The 14,974-nt window shown below is 59.5% G+C and carries 13 protein-coding genes; 7 read left to right on the plus strand and 6 right to left on the minus strand.

Annotated features, from left to right (window positions below):
- Nucleotides 1-55 precede the first annotated feature (55 nt).
- Nucleotides 56-1,858 carry a radical SAM protein gene (locus VN622_02430; GenBank protein HWR34710.1) on the minus strand — a complete coding sequence of 601 codons (1,803 nt, stop codon included), beginning with the start codon at nucleotides 1,856-1,858 and terminating at the stop codon, nucleotides 56-58.
- A gap of 290 nt (nucleotides 1,859-2,148) precedes the next feature.
- Between VN622_02430 and VN622_02435 the strand changes: the two genes are divergently transcribed.
- Nucleotides 2,149-4,329, plus strand: a complete 2,181-nt coding sequence (locus VN622_02435; GenBank protein HWR34711.1) for a DUF4139 domain-containing protein — start codon at nucleotides 2,149-2,151, stop codon at nucleotides 4,327-4,329.
- Nucleotides 4,330-4,549: 220 nt separating this feature from the next.
- Here VN622_02435 and VN622_02440 read toward each other — a convergent pair whose 3' ends face one another.
- Nucleotides 4,550-5,044 (minus strand): DinB family protein, encoded by a 495-nt coding sequence (locus tag VN622_02440; protein ID HWR34712.1) that lies wholly within the window; start codon nucleotides 5,042-5,044, stop codon nucleotides 4,550-4,552.
- 169 nt (nucleotides 5,045-5,213) lie between these two features.
- On the opposite strand from VN622_02440, the gene VN622_02445 reads away from it, so the two are divergent.
- The 6 genes from VN622_02445 to sucB all read left to right on the plus strand — a co-directional run bounded on the left by VN622_02445 (nucleotide 5,214) and on the right by sucB (nucleotide 11,006).
- Entirely contained in the window at nucleotides 5,214-6,533 is a 1,320-nt protein-coding gene (locus VN622_02445) for a thiamine pyrophosphate-dependent dehydrogenase E1 component subunit alpha (GenBank protein ID HWR34713.1), read from the plus strand.
- Nucleotides 6,530-7,279: a hypothetical protein gene (locus VN622_02450; protein HWR34714.1), complete on the plus strand. Its 750-nt coding sequence runs from the start codon at nucleotides 6,530-6,532 to the stop codon at nucleotides 7,277-7,279. The genes VN622_02445 and VN622_02450 overlap by 4 nt, the downstream gene beginning before the upstream one ends.
- Nucleotides 7,276-7,455, plus strand: a complete 180-nt coding sequence (locus VN622_02455; GenBank protein HWR34715.1) for a type II toxin-antitoxin system prevent-host-death family antitoxin — start codon at nucleotides 7,276-7,278, stop codon at nucleotides 7,453-7,455. The genes VN622_02450 and VN622_02455 overlap by 4 nt, the downstream gene beginning before the upstream one ends.
- Nucleotides 7,456-7,504: 49 nt before the next feature.
- Nucleotides 7,505-8,473 (plus strand): alpha-ketoacid dehydrogenase subunit beta, encoded by a 969-nt coding sequence (locus VN622_02460; GenBank protein ID HWR34716.1) that lies wholly within the window; start codon nucleotides 7,505-7,507, stop codon nucleotides 8,471-8,473.
- Nucleotides 8,474-8,542: 69 nt separating this feature from the next.
- Nucleotides 8,543-9,112, plus strand: a complete 570-nt coding sequence (locus VN622_02465) for a cytochrome c (GenBank protein ID HWR34717.1) — start codon at nucleotides 8,543-8,545, stop codon at nucleotides 9,110-9,112.
- Nucleotides 9,113-9,299: 187 nt separating this feature from the next.
- A complete protein-coding gene (gene sucB, locus VN622_02470) occupies nucleotides 9,300-11,006 on the plus strand; it encodes a 2-oxoglutarate dehydrogenase, E2 component, dihydrolipoamide succinyltransferase (protein HWR34718.1) in 1,707 nt (568 codons plus the stop codon).
- A gap of 87 nt (nucleotides 11,007-11,093) precedes the next feature.
- On the opposite strand, the gene VN622_02475 is transcribed toward sucB, so the two are convergent.
- The 4 genes from VN622_02475 to VN622_02490 all read right to left on the minus strand — a co-directional run bounded on the left by VN622_02475 (nucleotide 11,094) and on the right by VN622_02490 (nucleotide 14,899).
- Nucleotides 11,094-11,354, minus strand: a complete 261-nt coding sequence (locus VN622_02475; GenBank protein HWR34719.1) for a hypothetical protein — start codon at nucleotides 11,352-11,354, stop codon at nucleotides 11,094-11,096.
- Between the two features lie 544 nt (nucleotides 11,355-11,898).
- Nucleotides 11,899-12,348 carry a glucosaminidase domain-containing protein gene (locus VN622_02480; protein HWR34720.1) on the minus strand — a complete coding sequence of 150 codons (450 nt, stop codon included), beginning with the start codon at nucleotides 12,346-12,348 and terminating at the stop codon, nucleotides 11,899-11,901.
- The gene (locus VN622_02485) at nucleotides 12,345-12,575 is read right to left on the minus strand and encodes a hypothetical protein (protein ID HWR34721.1); all 231 of its coding nucleotides are present in this window, start codon (nucleotides 12,573-12,575) and stop codon (nucleotides 12,345-12,347) included. The genes VN622_02480 and VN622_02485 overlap by 4 nt, the downstream gene beginning before the upstream one ends.
- Entirely contained in the window at nucleotides 12,572-14,899 is a 2,328-nt protein-coding gene (locus VN622_02490) for a hypothetical protein (protein ID HWR34722.1), read from the minus strand. Before VN622_02490 ends, VN622_02485 begins: the two co-directional genes overlap by 4 nt.
- Nucleotides 14,900-14,974 lie beyond the last annotated feature (75 nt).

The raw sequence follows: 14,974 nt of genomic DNA on the forward strand, positions 1-14,974 counted from the left end.
CCGGATTCGGACGGCGGCTGCAACTAATCTAATCAGCTAGGAAACTCACACAGACTTACGCGTCCTTCTTGCCTCCGCAGCAAGTGCCGCTCGAGCATTCGCAGGAGTGCGCGCCATGCGCGTGCGATTTGCTTGCCGCTGGAGCGAATCCGAAACGTTTCAGCTGCTGCTCGAATGGCATCGAGAATTCCTTCTCGATCTTCTCGCGATAGGTCGGGCCGGAGTTGTAGGTGCAGAAGGGATACAGCTTACCGTTCGGCGCGGCGTATTGGATGACGCAGCGCTTTACGCGCTCCACGTCGTAGTTGTGGTGATCCATAAAGTGCATGCCCGCCACCAGCAAAGTGCGATACGTGAACGTGCCGTCCATGCCGTCCCGGCCAAGTTTCTTGTCCGTCATCCCCTGCAGAGTGTCCAGGAACTTCTGGAAGGTCAGGCCCGGGGGCGCGAATTCCTGCTTGAAATGCTTGTTCAACTGCAGGAACGCCTTAGCGCCGTGATAGTACTTCGACTTGAAGAATGACTTTTCGGCGCTCTGTGCCAGCTTCTCGATGTCCTGCAACATGCCCGGCATATCGACGAACTGCGTCACCGGCACGGCCTTGCCAGACTTCTCGTCCACGAACATATAGGTTCCAAGCGAGCAATGTGGATGGCAGGAGATAGTCGGCACACCGGCGCCGCGGATCGCAGCCATCAACTTGGAGAACGGCGTAACTGCCGAAAGCGGGAACCAGTCGTTGTACTTGTCGAACATGCCGGTCTGCTCGCTCAGCGCGAAAGCCATGTCAGGCAGCGTAAAACGTTTCTCTTCCAGTTCTTTGCGTGCGATGCGCCCCGTGAAGGCCACCGGTTGGAAGCTGATGCCACTCACCGTGTCAACATTGTCGATCGCGACTTTCAGGATCGCGCCGAGCTCGTGATCGTTGACACCCTTCACGATCGTCGGGACAAATACGATTTTGATTCCCGCCTTGCGGCAATTCTCGATGCACGCCATCTTCTTCTCGAAGAGCGGCTCGCCGCGCGTCTTGCGATAAACATCGTCTGTTACGCCGTCGAACTGAAGATAGAGCGTCGCCAGGCCAGCAGCCTTGCAGCGCTGCGTAAACTCAAGGCTTGCGCCGATCATGAGTCCGTTCGTCGCAGCCTGTATGTGGCTGAAGCCCATCTCGCGGGCCATGGCGCAGATCTCGACAAAGTTGGGATGAATCGTCGGCTCGCCGCCCGAGAACTGCACGACTCGTCCTGCAACCGGACGCTCATCGCGCAGCGCCTGCAGCATGACGCGCACGCCGTCCATATCGGGTTCGTAGAGATATCCGGCGGCGTTGGCGTTGGCAAAGCAGACCGGGCAGGTAAGGTTGCAGCGGTTCGTCAGGTCAACATTCGCCAGTGCCGAGTGCGAAGTGTGCAGCGAGCAGAGGCCGCAATCGTCCGGGCAAACCGAGTCCGCTCCTTTGTTGATTGCCGGATTTTCCAGGCCGCGAGAATCGCCGAATTCCCACTCTTCCATCTTGAGGTAGAGAGCGACATCGCTGTACACGCAATCCTTGAAGTAGCCGTGTTCCGGGCACGTCTTGTCCATCATCACCTTGCCGTTTTCTTCGAACTCACGGGCGGCGATAACTTTGCTGCACTCGGGACATAGCGACTGCGTTTCTTTCGGAAGGCCCTTCTTGATTTTCAAGATCGGGCCGCCGGTAAACGTCGTCTCCGGTTGGATGATCTTCAAGTCCGAGCGTTTTGCAGACGGGGAAAGCGTAGTGACACTCAAGTCGGTCTCCAGAACAAGATTGGCTTCGGATGTCCGTGGTGCATCCAGCGTCATCGCAACCACAGAAACACGCGAAAACACACGGCAATCCAGCCAATGATTGTCCCCTTTTGAACACACGTCGGGCTGTGCCTGCGGTCACGATAATCAGTGACTCAAGCTTTCAGCGAACGGTAAAAACAAGTGCCAGACGGGGTAATTGCAGTACCCAACGACGCATGGTTCTGCACGTTTTGCAGACGCCCACATTCGCTCACACCTTTGCTCCCCTGCTGGCGGTCGCTCCATAGTTCTGCTGGCGCGTCTCGTGCGCTTCAGCTACCATGCGCGAACGTAAGCTTTACAGTTCAATCGCTGCTGCGGGAGGCCTCATGCCGAAAGCGCTTATCTCCGCCCTTCTATTCGCCGCAATTGTTCCGAACGCACTCGCCCAGGCTGCTCCGAAGCAGGCCGCGAAACCGGCACCCGAAACAGCTTCCAGCTTGTCAACTTCCGCCGGACGTGTCGCTCACGACAACCAGTTGCCGGTGCGGCGCGTAGTTCTCTACAAGAACGGTGTCGGATATTTCGAACATGCCGGACGTGTGCGCGGCAGCCAGGAGGTGAACATCGACTTCACCACCTCTCAGCTCAATGACGTCCTCAAGTCGCTCACCGTCGTGGACATGGGCGGTGGGCAGATCACCGGCGTGCGCTACAACTCGATAGCCCCGCTTAGCGAGCGCCTGCGCACGTTGCGCGTCCAACTCGGCGAAGACACCACGCGCGCGAGCTTCCTCGGCGCACTGCGCGGAGCCCGCGTGGAAGTCCGCAGCGGCGGCACAAGCACCCTTGGCAAGCTGCTCAGCGTTGAGCAGGTGCAACGCTCGACCGGACGCGAGCAGCAGGAAGAAATCACGCAATTCGCCGTCGTCACTGACACGGGCGAGATGCGTACCTTCGACCTGACGCCCGCCGTCAGCGTCCGCATCGCCGAGCCTGAATTGAACCAGGAGATCGGCCAATACATGACGGCCATCTCGTCCTCCCGCGCCAGGGACGTTCGCCGCATGAGCATCGGCACGGCTGGTACGGGCGAGCGCGATCTCTTCGTCAGCTACATCAGCGAAGTGCCGGTCTGGAAATCGACGTATCGCATTCTGCTGCCCTCGAAATCCGGCGAAAAGGCTTTGCTGCAAGGCTGGGCCATCGTGGACAACACCGTCGGCGAAGACTGGAAAGACGTGCAACTCTCGCTCGTAGCCGGCTCGCCGCAGTCCTTCATCCAGCAAATCTCGCAGCCATACTACGTGCGGCGGTCGAGCATCGAGCTGCCGAAATCGGCAATGCTGACGCCACAAACGCATGAGGGCACCATGGAGGCTGAAAATGCGCCACCACCGCCGCAGGTAGCTGGCGGGCAGATGGGCGGCGTGATCGGTGGAATCCTCGGAAGTCCCCCAGTTGCCTCCGGGAGCGGCGGGGCTGGATACAGAGTCAGGGTCGCGACACCATCTCGCTCGATCAAGCCAAATGCGGACGAGGCTGCGGCCCGCGTGATGAACTGGCTGGCGCCGCAGATCGACGCAGCGGAAGGGTCGTCCGTTGGCGACCTCTTCCAGTACGCAATCAAGCAGAAGATTACGGTTTCCAAGAACCAGTCTGCGCTCGTACCAATCGTGAATGCGCGGGTCGAAGCCGAAAAGGTCACGCTCTGGAATGAACAACAGAAGCAGCCGCTCCGAGCACTCTGGATAAAGAACTCCAGCGGCCTGACGTTGGACGGCGGCACGTTCAACATCGTTGACGGCGATGCGTTCGCCGGAGAAGGCATCCTTACGCAACTGCATCCAGACGAGCGGCGACTGGTCTCATACGCCGCTGATACCGCTCTGCGCGTTCACGTTGAAACTCGATCAATGAATCGTCCGGTGACCCATGTTCGCATTGCGAAGGGCATCATGCGTATGACGCGCGAGCAGCGCGAAACGAGAAAGTACACCGTGCGCAACAGCGACAAAGATGCGCGCTCGTTGGTCGTAGAGCATCCTGCCCGGAATGGCTGGAAATTTGCCGATGGTGTCAAACCTGAGGAGTCGTCTGAGAACCTTCACCGCTTCCGCGTTGCACTTGAACCAAATACGACAGCCACGCTGAACGTGGAAGAGTTCCGTCCAGAAGATGTGACGTACTACGTTTCGAACATTGACGACAACCTGGTCGCCATGTTCGTACGCGATAGAACGATCAATCCGCAGGTCGAGCAGGCTCTGCGTCGTGTGCTGGCCAAGAAGAATGAAATCGGAGCCGTGGATGCACAACTCGCATCGCGCCGTCGCGAGATCGGACAGATCGGCAACGAGCAGGTCCGGTTGCGCGAGAACATGAAAGCCCTGAAGGGCAGCGCCGAAGAGAAGGCCCTGCTGCAGCGCTACGTGCAAACACTGAACCAGCATGAGGACCGCCTCATTGCCCTCAATCGCGAGATCGGCGACTTGGACGCGAAACGTGTGAAGCTCGGCGCCGACCTCGACCAGATGGCACAGGAGATTGTCCTCGACGAGAAGATGTAGACAACGGATATGACTGACCGACCTTGCCTGAGAGTTGACTGATGGTTCAAACGGCATGCCTTTAGGCGTGCCGTTGTCGCATCGAACGAAGACCGACTGTACTGGCTGCCGAAAAACCAGATTCATTGAAGGGGCACGCCTTCAGGCGTGCCGCAAACCGCACTGAACGAAAGGCGGCTTTAGCCGCTGAGGGCATGCCTTGGCGAGCTCGCGCCTCCGGTCACTCGAAGCTATAAACCACCTTCCCATCTGTATCTGCAGTCGGACCATATACTGAGGGCACACGCAACTCCAGCAGTCGTAGATACACAATCAGCTGCCCGCGATGATGCGCCGAGTGATTAAGTCGGCGCAGCATCACCCACGCGCGCGAACGCTCGACGTCGAAGAACGTCGCAGGTTCGCGCCACCACGCGTCCGGCATGTCACGCAATAGTCGCAGCCGCTCGCGGGCATCCTTGCGGTACTTCTCGATGAATGCCAGCTTGGTGGGCTGTGGCGCATTCCAGTCACCCGAGTCAATACCAAGAATGTCCCGCATCCAGCGCCCTTCTGACTGAAGCTGGTGATCGAATTGTTCCAGGACCGTGCGGGCCTTCGCCGCCGGACGAAACTTTATTGCATCTTCAGGAAACGCTGACCAGATACCGATCGTCTTCAGAATCTCCGTTTCGTATGTATCCAGCAGGAATCCGTAAACGCTTCCATTCGCCATCCGCTCACCCCATTGCCTTACGAGTGCACTTCATGGCCGCAAGATGTCCGCAGCGTAGACGGCCTGGACCTGAACCGGATTCGCTGGCAACTGGGAACTGGCAACCGGCAACTGACTGGCACCGGCAACTGGCTTCTGATATCGTGTCCGGCACGTTCGGATGGCCAACATGGCGAAGCCACGCAAACCCTCTTCGACTCCGGAAACCAGGAACGCCAAACCCCTCGCGCCCGCCAGCAAGAACTACGACGGCGAGGCGGCATCGTCTTCTCTGCGCGCCTATAACATTCAGGACTTCCGCCTCGAGCACCCCGACTTCTCCATCGCGCTCGAGCAGGATCCCGACTCCGACGAAACCCATTACCACGTCTCCGGCGATCTCTCCGCCTCCCCGCCGCCCATCCGCGACTCACGGTATCTGACGCGCGAGCAATCCATCGACATATATCGATGGATGCTGCTAAACCGCCGCATGGAGTCCGTCCTCGAATCACTCTATAAGCAGAGCAAAGTTGTGGGCGGCGTGTATTTCGGACTCGGCCAGGAAGGTTGTTCCTGCGCCTCCGCTTACGCGCTGCAGAAGGATGACTGGCTCGGCCCCATGATCCGCAACCAGGGTGCGCTGCTCGTCCGCGGATTCTCCCCGGCGGACATCATGCGCCAGTACATGGCCAAGGCCGACTCGCCCACCTTCGGACGCGACGCCTCTTCGCACTTCGGCGACATCGTCGAGCGCAATGTCTGCTCGCCCATCTCCATGCTCGGTGAACTCATCGGCGTGATGGCCGGCGTCTGCCTCGGCGCGCGCCTCCAGGGACGCAACATCGTGGGACTCACCTACATCGGCGACGGAGGCCAGTCCACGGGCGTTACCTACGAAGGCCTCAACTTCGCTGCCGTGCAGAAGCTAGGCCTCGTGCTCATGGTCGAGAATAATCTCTGGGGATACTCCACTCCCGCCGACATGCAGTTCCGCGTCAAAGACCTCGCAGAGCGCGCCGTTGCCTACGGCATCCCCGGCGTCATCATCGACGGCACCGACCCCTGCCAGGTTTACGACGCCACGCACGAAGCCTGCGAACGCGCATATCGCGGCGAAGGCCCCACGCTCATCGAAGCCAAGATGATGCGCATGAAAGGCCACGCCATCCACGATGCCGCCCAGTACGTCCCGCGTCCGCTCATGGATTACTGGCTCAAGCGCGACCCCATCGCCCGCTTCGAAAACTATCTGGTCGAAGACAAGCAGTGGCTAACGCGCGAAGCGCATGACAAGCTCGTCGCCGAAGTCGATGAGTATCTCGCACGTCAGCGCGCCGAGGCCGAAGCGTCGCCGTTGCCAACACCGGAAGAAGACGCTAAACACCAGGGCGTCTACTGCGATCCGAGTTGCCACGATATCAAGCCGAAGTACGGAGAGGTGAGGTTCGGAGTAGAGAAGAAAGTGTCGAAGCAGAGGTCCAGCGAAGGAGCGGTGCACTTGAAATGAGCGTATTCAGACCGGCATTGATGCTCACGCTTTTTGCCATAGTTAGCTACAGCGCAGCCCGGGAGGTCCGTTACATCGACCTGACTGGCGTGACGCAGCGAACGAATCTGCGCACCATCGAACCTCCACCCGCCAAATGCCCAGACGGTGGTTCTTGCGTCGGAGGTGCTAGGGGGGCTACAAGGTGGGGAGATTGCGCCGCCCGCTTCAACGATCCCCAAGCCTTGCGAACAACGATAACGTGGACAGACGGGACTACCTATAACGAGGGATCATCGGCCACTTGGGAAGTGAACCTCGAGAACATCGGGTCAGTAGAGTTCGATGTCCCCAGCAGCCCACATTTGGCCGACTTGCAACCCAACGACCCAGCCGAAGCGTTCAAGTACTTTAGCATCGGCCTCACACCTTATATCCCACTCACTACAGGCATGGCCGACCTCGGTCACGTTCTTCTGTACGGATCAACACAGCGCTCCGACAGCTTCGTACGTCTGAAGCCTGGCGATTGGATTCGCGTCAAAGCGCACACGGTAGTCAAACTCACGTCCTACAGCAATGCTTCGGTTTCGCCCATCGAAGGGCCTATTCGCTCACGCTTCTGGATTCACGAGGTGACGTTCTCGTCGCGTGCCGAGAAGGACTCTTCAATCACCATGATGTCCGACGTTGGTGGCCTCTGTCCCAGGGCTGAGTACATCGATGGCCCTACGATCCGCGTCGAGCCGGTGCAGAAAGTGAAATGAAAACACTAAAGATAAGTACCATACGCAACGATTGGTCATCGGTCATACGCAACGCCGAACGTGGCGCACGCACGATTATCGTCAGACGCGGCAAACCAGCTGCCGCGATCATCTTTTCTCAAGACTACGAATTCATTCAGCGTCTCCGGGCTCGTCAACCAAGAACGAAGAACTAAGAACCAAAAACGTCTTCAACCGGCAACCGGGAACGGAGAACTGACAACCGTGGTCACCTACCTCGAAGCCATTCGCCAGGGTATCTGGGAAGAGATGGAGCGCGACTCGTCCGTCTTCTGCATCGGCGAAGACATCGGCATCTACGGCGGTGCCTTCAAGGTCACTGAAGGGTTCATTGACCGCTTCGGGCCCGAGCGCGTCATCGACACGCCGATCGCCGAGACCGCCATCGTCAACGCCTCGTTTGGGGCGGGTCTCACAGGTCTGCGTCCCGTGGCCGAGTTCCAGTTTATCGACTTCATCAGTTGCGCCTTCAACCAAATCACGAACCTGCTCGCCAAGGCGCACTATCGCTGGGGAGCGCCCGCGCCCATCGTGCTGCGAGGCCCTTGCGGCGGAGGCGTACACGGAGGCCCCTTCCACTCGCAGAATCCCGAAATGTACTTTGTCCACACGCCGGGCCTCAAAGTTGTCTGTCCTGCGACGGCCTATGATGCCAAGGGCCTCATCAAGTCCGCCATTCGTGACAACAACCCCGTCTGCTTCTTCGAACACAAGTTCCTCTACCGCCGCATAAAAGAGGAGCTACCCGCCGACGACTACACCGTCGAGATCGGCAAAGCACGTATCGCACGCGAAGGCCGCCACGTCTCCATCATCACCTACGCGGCGATGCTTTACGTCGCCCTTGAAGCCGCTGACATCCTCGCCAAAGAAGGTATCGAACTCGAGATTGTTGATCTACGGACGCTGCTCCCGCTCGACCGCGACGCAATCGCACAGACGGTGAAGAAGACGAACAAGGTCATCATTCTGCATGAAGACACAAAGACTGCCGGCATCGCCGGCGAGATCGCCGCGTGCATCAACGAAGACGCCTTCGACTACCTCGACGCGCCGATTACGCGCATCGCGTCCGCTGACACGCCCGTGCCGTTTTCGCCGCCGCTAGAAGCTGTCTTTCTGCCGAAAGTTGAGGACGTCGTGCGCGAGGCGCGACGTTTGAAAGCGTACTGAAATGCATCCAACACTCAGGCCCCGGTAAGCTGTAATAAACACAATGAAACAGCGATAAGAAAGGCACCTATGCGCGGATTCATCTTCGGCACCATCGTCATGCTCCTTGTGATTTTCGGCGGCGGGCTCCTGCTCCTCCGCCTGGGATACATACCCGTCGGCGCCGACAATCCCCCGGGCCGTTACGAGAAGGCGCTCGCCACTTGGGCCATGGACACCTATGTTGATCGACACGCGCCCAGGCAGGAGAACCCGACGCCGATCACCAACGAAAATCTGATCGATGGTGCGAAGGAATTCGAAGAGCACTGTGCCTTCTGCCACGGAGGCGCCAAGTCTAAGGTCAGTCCCCTGGCTGGCAAGTTCAATCCGCCCGTTCCGCAGATCATTAACCGCGTCCCGCACGATCCCGACGCAAACCTGTTCTGGATCACCAAGCACGGCATCCGGCTCACCGGAATGCCTTCTTGGGATGGACATCTTACCGACGAAGAGATATGGAAGATCATCGCCTTCGTGAAGCACTCCGACAAACTTCCGCCCGAAGTTCAAACAGCATGGCAACAAGCTGCCCAGGAATCAGCCAGCGGCGAGGCACATGTCGGCGAGCACGACGATCACGGTCCGGAACGGCACTGAACCGTTAGGAGCCGCACAGGTTTTTCATCCAACCGCCCCGCTTGGCATCTAAGTAGCGGGGCTTTGTCTTTCCTGCCCCGTGCCCTGCCAGTCTGCATCGTTCAAGTTGCTATAATTTGAGGTTTGCTGTGGGGGCAAATTCTTACATGCACGCTCGTGCGTTAAGCACATTCGCGGAAGGAAAAAAATGCCAACTGACGTAATCATGCCGCAGATGGGGGAATCCATCTTCGAAGGCACGCTGACCAAGTGGCTCAAGCAACCCGGCGACAAGGTGCAGCGCGACGAACCCTTGTTCGAAATCTCCACCGACAAAGTCGACGCCGAAATCCCCGCGCCCGCCAGCGGAGTTCTCCAGGAAGTCCGCGTTCAGCCCGGCACAACCGTTCAGGTCAACACCGTTGTTGGCGTCATCGGCAATGGCGACCAGGCCGGCGTGACGCAACCCTCGGCTGCGGCCTCTCGACCGTCGCCTCCCGCCGCACCGGAGCAATCTGCACCCCCAGCCGCTCAGCCAGCCGCGCCTCAACCACCCGCCGCACCATCCGGTCCGGCGACCGAGATCGTTATGCCGCAGATGGGCGAGTCCATCTTCGAAGGCACTCTCACCCGTTGGCTCAAGAATCAGGGCGAACACGTCAATCGAGACGAGCCTCTGTTTGAAATCTCCACAGACAAGGTTGACGCCGAGATTCCCGCGCCTGCTTCCGGCGTGCTCAACGAGATCCGCGTACAACCCGGGACGACCGTTCAGGTCAACACCGTCGTCGGCGTCATCGGCGGCACGAATGGCGCGGCACAGCCGTCCGCTGCCGCTGCCGTGCCAGCCGCCGCAGCTCCTTCCACGCCTGCCGTAACTGCCGCCGCAACCACCGGCGGCGCTGTGTCAACAGAAGGTCCCGCAACCACCACGCCCGCCGCCGAAGGCGAACGCATCCGCTCGTCGCCGCTCGTGCGCAAGATTGCCGAAGAGCACAAAGTCGATCTTCGCCAGGTTTCCGGCACCGGCATGGGTGGTCGCGTTACGAAAGAAGACATTCTCGCTTTTGTCGAGAAGTACCCTGCTGGAGCACCGGCTCCTGCTCCCGCCGCACCGCCCTCGGTTGCCGCTCCAGCGCCTGCTGCGCCGGCTGCGCCGGCTGCAGCAGCGCCGCTCCCGGCGACTCCGGCCAACAAGTTCGTCGGTGTTCCCGGGACCATCGAGCCGATGTCCGTCATGCGCAAGAAGATTGCCGAGCACATGGTCATGTCGAAGCGCACCAGCGCTCACGTGCACGGCGTCTTTGAAGTGGATATGTCACGCATCGTTCGCCTCCGTGAGAAGATGAAAAATATCTTCCAGGAAAAGACCGGACTCAAGCTCACGTACACGCCGTTCTTCGCGCGGGCGGTTACACACGCTCTGCGGATCTGGCCCATCGTCAACTCATCGGTTGAAGGCGACAGCATCCACTACAAAGCAGACATCAACATCGGCATCGCGGTCGCCCTGGATTGGGGATTGATCGTGCCCGTCATCAAGCATGCCGACGGATTCAATTTCGTAGGACTCCAGCGCGCAGTCACCGACCTCGGCGAACGCGCGCGCGCCAAAAAGCTGAAGCCCGAAGACGTCCAGGGCGGCACCTTCACCATCACGAACCCCGGCATCTTCGGAGCTAAGTTCGGAATGCCCATCATCAGCCAGCCGCAGTTGGCAATCATGGGTGTCGGTGCCATCACCAAGAAGCCGGTGGTACTCACCGACAAAGATGGCAACGATACAATCGCCATCCGCTCGATGATGCACCTCTCCATCGGCTACGACCATCGCGTCATAGATGGCGCAGTCGCCGACCAGTTCATGAGCGTCGTCAAGAACTACCTCGAAAACTGGACCGAACCTCTGATCTAATCTGGCGTAGTTCTTCAGGCTGAAATAAAAAACGGCAGGCCACCAGGCCTGCCGTTCTATTCGAAGTTCTCCTACAATTCGCCTGCTTTACTTCGCCTTCGCCCAGGCGGAAGCATTCAGACACTCAACAACGCCGTCGATGATCTTGCCGAGTCCGCTTCTAAACCGGTCTTCATCTACGATCTCACGGCTCGCAACGGCTTCTGTCATCGACAAAGCCGACCCCACAAACGAAAGCGCCGCTTCCTTCTTCTCGTTTCCGCTCTTGCTCCCGAACAGTGCCTCTATGCCGTGCACAACGGCAGGCACGAATGAAATCCCGCGCAGTAACTTCAATGCAAAATTCATCCCCACTCCTCTTATGAAATCGACCCCAACTTCTTTCAGGAGAATCCAGCCACAACGATTCTCACTGCCCACACCACCCACCACCCACTCACCACAACCCGTCATCCTAGGCGCCACCCGGCAACAACAAAACAGATCGTCATCCTGAGCGCAGCCCGGCAACGTCTCCTACAACTCCGTCATCCTGAGCGCAGCCCGGCAACGCCGGGCGCAGTCGAAGGACCCTGCGGTTACGATCTCAACCGCACCACCCACCAACCGCTCACCACAAATGCGTCTTGCAGATCGTCATCCTGAGCGCCACCCCGCAGCAGCGAGACAACCCGTCATCCTGGGCGCCACCCGGCAACGTCTCCTACAAACCCGTCATCCTGAGCGCAGCCCGGCAACGCCGGGCGTAGCCGAAGGACCCTGCGGTTACGATCTCGACCGCACTACCGTACCGCCCACTCACCACAACTCCGTCATCCTGAGCGCAGCCCGGCGACGCCGGGCGTAGCCGAAGGATCCCTATTGCCCCGCCCACGAGCGAGCAGCACGAAGCTCAGCGATCCAGCTCCACCAACCCACTTTCCGCGTACACCTTCATCAACTTCTCCGCATACTTCGGATCAGTCGCCCACCGCTTTGCCAGCGCGCGAATAAACTTCTCCGGATCCTTCGCCGCCGTCCGTGCTTCCAGATACAACGCGCCGTTCGCGATCAATGCATCCCGGCACGCAAAGCATTGCGCCATGCTCTCGTACCTCGCGAACTTCGCTTTCACCTTCGAAGCCGAGCCTCCGAAGAACTCCGTCGTCGGCATTTCCACCCACGCATGTTTCCCGTGCGCCTTGATGCCGAAGAAGTTATTCGCCCGGCGCGATAACTGTGATTCACCCCAACGACTTTCCAGTGCCGCCTGCGCCACGGTTACTCCTGCCGGCAGGCCGCTCCGGGCCGACGCCGTACGCGCTGCCTCCGTTGCTACTCGAATAAATTCATCTCTGGTCATGGTTGCCGTTGAAACACCCGTAAATAGTCGAATGCAAAATGGATCAGCGTCATCAGTGCGCCCACCGCCACGCCGATACCTCCTGCGCGTTGCAGGTATGAATCGTGCTTCTGAACGCGAATCTCAAGTTCCTGTATTTTTCCTTCGTTGCCGTTCCCGAGCACCCAGCGCATGTGCGCCTTCAACTCAGCCAGGTCGCTCAATACGCGCTCTTCAAAGCTGTTCATAATGGGTAGTCCACATGCAGTACCGTCGAGTACCTTGAGTAACGCCGTGGCGTAGAGCCGTCGAACAGACGCAAGTAGTATTCCTGCACTCGGGAAAGTCGCGGCAGCGTAAAGCTCCGCGTCGTGAATCGTCCCGCCAGGTTGCGGTCGTTCTCCGCCTCCCAGCTCGTGTCGCTTCGTCGCACTTCGATTCCGCCCGCCGCTGTTGGCGTCAGCCCCGCATCAATCGTCAATGTTGTCGAAGTTATCTCCGTCACTTCCGCGTTCGGCAAGCACTCTAAGAAACCCGCCTGTGTGCTTTCCGTTGTCGCCGCCACATCCAGCGGCTCACGCAATGCGTCTCTGTCGATTTTGAAAGACAGCTCTTCAGCAGCATCATTGGCGAACACCAGCTTGTACCGGCTACGATCGTCTGCCGGATCGGCCATCTGGATTTCCACTTCGCGCACAATAGCCTCGAACTCCGCTTTCCGCGACGGCGCGCGTACCTGCAACGCTTCTCCCGGAAAAATGTCGCTCGCCGTACCCGGCAGCCAGTCGCTCCATGTCTCGTATTCTCCTGCCCACGCAGGTTGCGTGCGATCATCGAGCACGGCGAAACCGGCTTTCTCGCAATCTGCTGCCGTCCTCGGTGGCGGCAACATTAGGTCGAGCACTGCACCTCGCACTCCGTCATCATGCTGACGTGCGTGCTCGCTCACGCTTGTCGGATCTGTCACGCGCGCCATCGCCCTGCCGGCGCCGCGATAGCTGACCATGATCGTCTCGTTCGGCAGCGGCGGATTTGCCGCGTAGAAGTACAGCGCCGGCTCACTGCTCACGCTGCACTCACCGCCTTCAGACAACGCACTAACCAGGCGCGTGTGTGCAGGTTTTCCTGGCTCGCAACTCCTAACCTGTGCGTCCACAGCCCTTCGCATGCGCGTGTATGTCAGCTCGCAATGCAGGTCCGTGCTGTTCACCACCGCGTAAGTCGCAGATGGCAGCACGTCGGCCAGCACACCGTCGTACACCACCGTCGCCGCGGCCGCGAGTGTCGCCGGGTTCTGCGGATCGACATCACGCACTTCAAGCACAACGCGCAAGTCGGCCTTCACCGATGCGCCTCCGCGCCCATTCCCGGCGGCGTGTACGGACGAGTGGAACCTCTGCTCCCGCCGATACACTTCGCTCGAATAGAAACGCGTCGTCAGCGAATACCTGTGGCCAGCCACGGCCGTAACCACCGGCCCTATCGCCACACCGTTCACTACCGCCTGCAACTGCGTCTGCGCACCTGACTTCATCGCCTCGAATCCAGCCACGCAGTTGGCTTTCGTCACCGACGCTCCGTACAGACCTCCGAGCAGTCCGGCACTCGGCGCAGCAAACGTCACATCCCCGTGTTGCAGAATCGCGGCGCCACCCAGCTCGACCTGCTCGACAAAACGCACCGTTGTTGCGCCGTCGCCTGCACCGCCGCTAACGTGCAATTTCCCGCCAGCCACGGACACCGCCTCGCTCGGATCAACCATCGACCAGTACTCTGGTCGCAGCGCGCCGCCCGCATACTCTTCTTCCACCACCGTCATGTTCCTGCGCGAAAACGGTGACTGCGACATCCCGAAGCGCAACGTGTACCCATCGCCAAGGAAGTAGTCCTTCACGTACGCGCGCGGCTCCACTCGTCCAACGATCGTTACGTCGTTCAACAATCGCGGCAACCGCCGCACCTTCAACCGTTCGGGCGTGAACCCGGCCTCCTGCTCATCGAGCAAATGGCCCACGCCGCCCAAAGGAGCAAACTCCGCGCGACCATCGTGTACGCGGTAATACGATCGCGTGTACCGCGCCAGCTCCGCCGCTTGCGCCGACCACTTTCTTCGTGGATCGCTCGCATACGACGCAACCTGTTCCACCGCCTGTATCCCGCTCGTGTCCAGCAGCGGAGACAACTCGTTCGCCATCTCGGCCAGAACTTCGCCTGCCGCACGGTTCACGAACGGAGCCCGATTGCGCACCGGCTTGCGATCCAGCAAGTACTCGTCTCCGGTCGCCTTCAGCGCATACCGAAAGACGGGCCCGCGTTCGCCTTCTCCCAGACATTCGTGCTCGGGCATAGCCTCCACATGCCCCGTGAAGATCCGCACTCCATCGCGTCTCTCGATCACCACGCGCGCGCCGTTCACCGGCGTTCTGAAGTTCACGCCTTGCGCTACCAGCCACGCTTCCAGGCGTGCAGGCTCATTCAGCTTGCGCACGATGTTCGCTGGCCGCTGCGCATCCAGCATCTCCGTATAGTCTCGCGGCCCAACCATATCGAAGTTGTCGATCGTTAAAATCATCTCTCTGCTTTCCTTAACTGCTCGCGAATAGGCCCGTGTGCATCAATGCCTAACCCGCCGTGTTCCCGCATCGTC

Source organism: Clostridia bacterium (assembly GCA_035561135.1).
Lineage (GTDB): Bacteria > Acidobacteriota > Terriglobia > Terriglobales > Acidobacteriaceae > DATMYA01.

What these genes read in the sequence shown, in the direction of transcription:
- VN622_02435 (HWR34711.1), top strand. Translation starts at nt 2,149, where the DNA reads ATGCCGAAAGCGCTTATCTCCGCCCTTCTATTCGCCGCAATTGTTCCG.
- VN622_02450 (HWR34714.1), top strand. Translation starts at nt 6,530, where the DNA reads ATGAGCGTATTCAGACCGGCATTGATGCTCACGCTTTTTGCCATAGTT.
- VN622_02465 (HWR34717.1), top strand. Translation starts at nt 8,543, where the DNA reads ATGCGCGGATTCATCTTCGGCACCATCGTCATGCTCCTTGTGATTTTC.
- VN622_02490 (HWR34722.1), bottom strand. Translation starts at nt 14,899, where the DNA reads ATGATTTTAACGATCGACAACTTCGATATGGTTGGGCCGCGAGACTAT.
- sucB (HWR34718.1), top strand. Translation starts at nt 9,300, where the DNA reads ATGCCAACTGACGTAATCATGCCGCAGATGGGGGAATCCATCTTCGAA.
- VN622_02440 (HWR34712.1), bottom strand. Translation starts at nt 5,044, where the DNA reads ATGGCGAATGGAAGCGTTTACGGATTCCTGCTGGATACATACGAAACG.
- VN622_02485 (HWR34721.1), bottom strand. Translation starts at nt 12,575, where the DNA reads ATGAACAGCTTTGAAGAGCGCGTATTGAGCGACCTGGCTGAGTTGAAG.
- VN622_02475 (HWR34719.1), bottom strand. Translation starts at nt 11,354, where the DNA reads ATGAATTTTGCATTGAAGTTACTGCGCGGGATTTCATTCGTGCCTGCC.
- VN622_02445 (HWR34713.1), top strand. Translation starts at nt 5,214, where the DNA reads ATGGCGAAGCCACGCAAACCCTCTTCGACTCCGGAAACCAGGAACGCC.
- VN622_02480 (HWR34720.1), bottom strand. Translation starts at nt 12,348, where the DNA reads ATGACCAGAGATGAATTTATTCGAGTAGCAACGGAGGCAGCGCGTACG.
- VN622_02455 (HWR34715.1), top strand. Translation starts at nt 7,276, where the DNA reads ATGAAAACACTAAAGATAAGTACCATACGCAACGATTGGTCATCGGTC.